Below are 4,923 nucleotides of genomic sequence, written 5' to 3'. Positions count from 1 at the left end.
GTGCTCAAGCCGATCAAGTTCGAGTCCATCCGCCGCAACGAGGTGGGAAGCAAACTTTCCGCAGCCAGCGTCGCCAAGGCGATGAAAGCGGGGCATGTCGACGGTTTGGCCGCGTACGTGGACGAGGATCGGCAGCAACGCGCCGCGACGGTGCTGCGCGATGTTGCCTATGTGATCGAGGCGCATTTCGACTTGACCGACAAAGCCGGGCCGGACGACAACATCGGCAAGCACCTGGATATCTTCAACCGGCGTGCGCGTAAGGGGCAATGCTTTCACGCGCCTTGCCTCGGTACGCGCGAATTTGCCGCGCACTTTGCCTTGGTCGATGACGATGAGGTGGTGCCGCAACCGGACGGTAGCTTTGCCGGCGCGCGCGATCTTGGCTGGATGCTGCACGACATCGACTTCTCCGATGGCATGACACCACGGTTTTTCCGTGCTGAAATGCGCGACGGCTGGATTGAGGTGCCGGCATGGCGGGAGGCGTGCGTATGATTCTGTCCGCCTTGTTGGATTATTACCAGCGCCTGGCCGCCGCCGATCAAGTGCCGCGCTTCGGCTATAGCAGTGAAAAGATCAGCTATGCGTTGGTATTGGATACGGAAGGTCAATTGGTTGATGAACTGTACGACCTCCGTGTTGCCAGTGGCAAGAAATTTGTCGGCCGCACACTGACCGTGCCGCAACCGGAAAAGCGCACGGCCGGCATCAAATCGAATTTCCTCTGGGATAAGACCAGCTATGTGTTGGGGGTGAGTGCCAAGGGTGGCGTACGCACTACCGAAGAACACGTAGCCTTCAAAGCTTTGCACGAGCAATGGCTGGCTGATTGTGACGATATCGGATTGCAAGCTGTGCTGAGGTTTTTGCGCCAATGGCAAGCGGAACAGTTCGCCAATTTCAGTGTGACAGTACGGGAAGGTCTGCTCGACGCCAATGTAGTGTTTCGTCTCGATGGCCGACACGAATACGTCCACGAGAGTCTAGCCGCGCAGCAGTTACGCGCACGCATGTTGGCGGCGGGTAGCGGGGTAGAGGGCATGTGTTTGGTCACGGGACAGAAAGCGCCACTGGCGCGGTTGCACCCTGCGATCAAGGGCGTTAACGGCGCGCAAAGCTCCGGCGCATCGATCGTATCGTTCAACCTGGAGTCCTTTACCTCCTATGGCAAAAGCCAGGGCGACAACGCGCCGGTGTCCGAATTCGCCGCCTTTGCCTATACCTCCGTCCTCAATCATTTGCTGCGCCGCGACGAACACAACCGGCAACGACTGCAAATTGGCGATACCACGGTGGTGTTCTGGGCGCAGGCGGCCACGCCGGAGGCGGCCGCATCGGCGGAAGGGTTCTTTTCCGATTTGTTGAACCCGCCGGCGGACGATGCCTCGGAAACCAACCGCCTTGTTCCTGTGCTGCAAGACATTGCGGCCGGCCGTCCACTGACTGAGCTTGGACTGGATCTGGCGGCGGACACTCATCTGTTCGTGCTGGGGCTCGCACCCAATGCCTCGCGCTTGTCGATTCGTTTTTGGGAGACCGGCCGACTGGAAGTGTTCGCGCAAAGACTGGTCGAGCATTACCGCGATTTGGCGCTGGAACCCGTACCATGGCGTCATCCTCCGGGTATTTGGCGGCTACTCTATGCCACCGCCGCCTTGGGTAAATCGGAGAATGTGCTACCGAAACTTGCCGGCGACCTGACCCGGGCTGTTCTGACCGGCCGCCGCTATCCACGTAGTTTGTTGACCAACCTCATCATGCGCATGCGCGCCGACCGGGAAGTATCGGGCGTGCGTGTTGCCCTGTGCAAAGCCGTGCTTGAGCGCGATCAGCGCTTGGGCGTTGCCGGCATCAACCTGGAGCTGCCCGTGAGTCTGAACCCCGACAATCGAGATCCCGGCTATCTGCTGGGTCGTTTATTCGCCGAACTGGAAAACATCCAACGCAATGCGCTTGGGCATGAAATCAACGCCACGATCCGCGACCGTTATTACGGCTCGGCATCCGCTACGCCCGCTAGTGTCTTTCCGATGTTGCTGCGTAACGTACAGCATCACCTGACCCGGCTGCGCAAGGACAAGCCGGGCTTGGCCAAAACGTTGGAAGGTACTGTGAAGGAAATCGTCGACGGACTCGAAGAGCGTTTGCCTAAAAACCTGGGGTATGAGGCGCAAGGCCAGTTCGCGCTAGGGTACTACCACCAGGGATATAGCCGTTCCAAGAACAAGGGTGGCCAAGACGCTGCCAGCGATTCAATCGACGAATAAGGAGCCCAACATGACTGCCATCGCCAACCGCTACGAATTTGTTTATTTGTTCGATGTGACCAACGGCAATCCGAATGGTGATCCGGACGCCGGCAACTTGCCGCGCCTTGATCCGGAAACCAATCGCGGCCTGATTACCGACGTTTGCCTCAAGCGCAAGCTGCGCAACTATGTGGCGCTGGAGCAGGAAAGTCAGCCTGGCTTCGCCATTTATATGCAAGAAAAGGCGGTACTCAACAACCAGCACAAGCTGGCCTATCAAGCACTGAACATCGAGCCAGAGTCGAGGAAGTTGCCCAAAGAAGAGGCAAAGGCGCGCGAGCTGACCGCCTGGATGTGCAAAAACTTCTTCGATATACGCGCATTTGGCGCCGTGATGACCACAGATATCAATGCCGGCCAGGTGCGTGGCCCTATTCAGCTTGCCTTTGCCACCTCCATCGACCCCGTGATGCCTCTGGAGGTGTCGATTACGCGCATGGCCGTGACCAATGAGCGGGATGTAGAAAAAGAACGCACGATGGGACGCAAGTACATCGTTCCCTATGGCTTGTATCGTGCTCATGGATTTATCTCGGCCAAATTGGCCGAGCGCACCGGCTTTGACGAGGCCGATCTACAGTTGCTGTGGCGTGGCTTGGCCAACATGTTCGAGCACGATCGTTCGGCCGCGCGCGGCGAGATGGCCGCGCGCAAGCTGATTGTGTTCAAACACGACCATCCGATGGGTGATGCGCCCGCACATACCCTGTTCGATGCCGTTCATGTTCGCCGCGTGGAAGGTGAGTCTGACAGCCCTGCACGCAGTTATGCCGATTACCGTGTCGACATCGACAAGGCCGCCATTCCCGCCGGTGTCAGCGTGCAGGAACTGTTGTAACCGGTACGAGCATGGAAGACGACGATCTGATACTCCTCTCCGCCTTGCAGCATTATTTGTATTGCCCCAGGCAATGCGCGCTGATCCATCTGGAACAGCAGTGGGCCGAGAATCGGCAAACGGCGGAGGGGCGGTTGCTGCACGAACGCGCAGATCAGCCGATGGTGGAGAAACGGCGTGGCGTTCGTACCGTCAGTGCTTTGCCGTTGGCCGCTGTGCCGCTCGGCATTGCCGGCGTGGCCGACATCGTCGAATTCCACCTCACCCCCCAAGGGGAACAGGCTTACCCGGTGGAGTACAAACGCGGCCGTCCCAAAGCACATCGGGCCGACGAAGTGCAACTCTGCGCCCAGGCGCTTTGCCTGGAGTACATGCTGGGCCAGTCGATCGAAGAGGGGGCGCTTTACTACGGCCAAACCCGGCGTAGACAGCGGGTTGTTTTCGACGACGTGCTGCGCGTGCTCACCCTGGATACGATTGCTGCTGTTCGCTCACTGTTGGATAACGGGCGGATGCCGCGCGCGCAGTACGATTCGCGGCGGTGTGATGCCTGTTCGTTAATCGATTGCTGTCAGCCACAACGGCTTGGTCAACCCAGCGCGGTGGACGTTTGGTTGCATCAGCAATGGGAGACCTGACATGCGCCGCCAGCTCAATACCGTTTACGTTACGACCGAAGGCGCCTGGCTGCACAAAGATGGCGAGAATTTGGTGATGCAGGTGGAGGGCAGCGAGCGTGCGCGCTTGCCCGTCCATATGCTGGAGGGGTTGGTGTGTTTTGGTCGTGTACTGGTGTCCCCGCCGCTCATGGGTTTCTGTGCAGAACGCGGCATCACTATTAGCTACCTGAGTGCCAACGGCAGATTCCTCGCGCGCGTCGAAGGTCCTGTATCGGGCAATGTGCTGCTGCGTCGCGCGCAGTACCGCGCGAGTGACGATCCCGTCGCCTGCGTCGGCATCGTGCGGCACTTACTGTTGGGCAAGCTCTACAATCAACGCGCCGTTCTCTCGCGCGCTCTGCGCGACCATGGCGCCAAGCTCTCAGAGGGGGCGCAGAGTACGCTGAAACAGACTCGGCAGCGGTTGACGCGTTTGGCGGATAAGCTCTGGCACTGCGAAGATCTGGACGTGCTTCGCGGTGTGGAGGGCGAAGCGGCTCAAGGCTACTTTGCGGCGTTTCCACATCTGTTACGCGTGGACGATCCCGCTTTGCAGTTTTCCGGTCGTAGCCGTCGCCCGCCGCGCGACCCGGTCAATGCCGTTCTATCGTTTCTCTATACGCTGCTGACTCACGATTGCAGATCCGCGCTGGAAAGCGTGGGGTTGGATCCCGCCGTGGGGTTCCTGCATCGTGACCGTCCAGGCAGAGCAAGCCTAGCGCTTGACCTTGTCGAGGAGTTCAGGCCGGTGCTGGCCGACAGACTGGCGTTGTCGCTGTTTAATCGCCGCCAACTGACGAGCAAAGATTTCCAGGTGCAGGATCACGGTGGTGTATTGCTGCGCGACGAGGCGCGCAAGACGGTGTTGGTGGCGTTTCAAGAGCGTAAACGCGAAAGCCTGCTGCATGCTTTTATGGATGAAAAAGCCGAGTTGGGGCTTTTCCCCGCCATTCAGGCACAATTGTTAGCGCGTTTTTTGCGTGGCGATTTGGATGCGTATCCACCGTTTTTGTGGAAATAGGGGTGGCTGGAACATGATGGTGTTGGTCAGTTATGACGTACGGACACAAGACAAAGCGGGCGCCTCTAGGTTGAGACGTGTTGCCCGCGCTTG

Annotated in this window: 5 protein-coding genes; all 5 read left to right on the top strand. The window is 58.9% G+C overall.

Annotated elements, in window-relative coordinates; all coding sequences use genetic code 11:
- A partial coding sequence (cas5c, locus tag JOZ06_RS15895; protein ID WP_293234164.1) for a type I-C CRISPR-associated protein Cas5c occupies positions 1-498 on the top strand: 498 nt, incomplete at its 5' end.
- A complete protein-coding gene (gene cas8c, locus JOZ06_RS15890; RefSeq protein WP_293234162.1) occupies positions 495-2,270 on the top strand; it encodes a type I-C CRISPR-associated protein Cas8c/Csd1 in 1,776 nt (591 codons plus the stop codon). The genes cas5c and cas8c, both read left to right, overlap by 4 nt.
- 10 nt (positions 2,271-2,280) lie before the next feature.
- On the top strand, positions 2,281-3,150 hold the full coding sequence (gene cas7c / locus JOZ06_RS15885; RefSeq protein ID WP_293234160.1) for a type I-C CRISPR-associated protein Cas7/Csd2: 870 nt from the start codon (positions 2,281-2,283) through the stop codon (positions 3,148-3,150).
- An 11-nt stretch (positions 3,151-3,161) separates the two neighbouring features.
- Complete coding sequence (cas4, locus tag JOZ06_RS15880; protein WP_293234158.1) at positions 3,162-3,788, top strand: CRISPR-associated protein Cas4; 627 nt, start codon at positions 3,162-3,164, stop codon at positions 3,786-3,788.
- A gap of 1 nt (position 3,789) precedes the next feature.
- Positions 3,790-4,830: a type I-C CRISPR-associated endonuclease Cas1c gene (cas1c, locus tag JOZ06_RS15875; RefSeq protein WP_293234156.1), complete on the top strand. Its 1,041-nt coding sequence runs from the start codon at positions 3,790-3,792 to the stop codon at positions 4,828-4,830.
- Positions 4,831-4,923: the final 93 nt, after the last annotated feature.

The sequence above is a fragment of the Paludibacterium sp. genome (assembly GCF_019232825.1).
GTDB lineage: Bacteria > Pseudomonadota > Gammaproteobacteria > Burkholderiales > Chromobacteriaceae > Paludibacterium.
The sequence above is the reverse complement of the archived record's forward strand: the minus strand, read 5'-3'. Positions and strand labels throughout refer to the sequence as shown.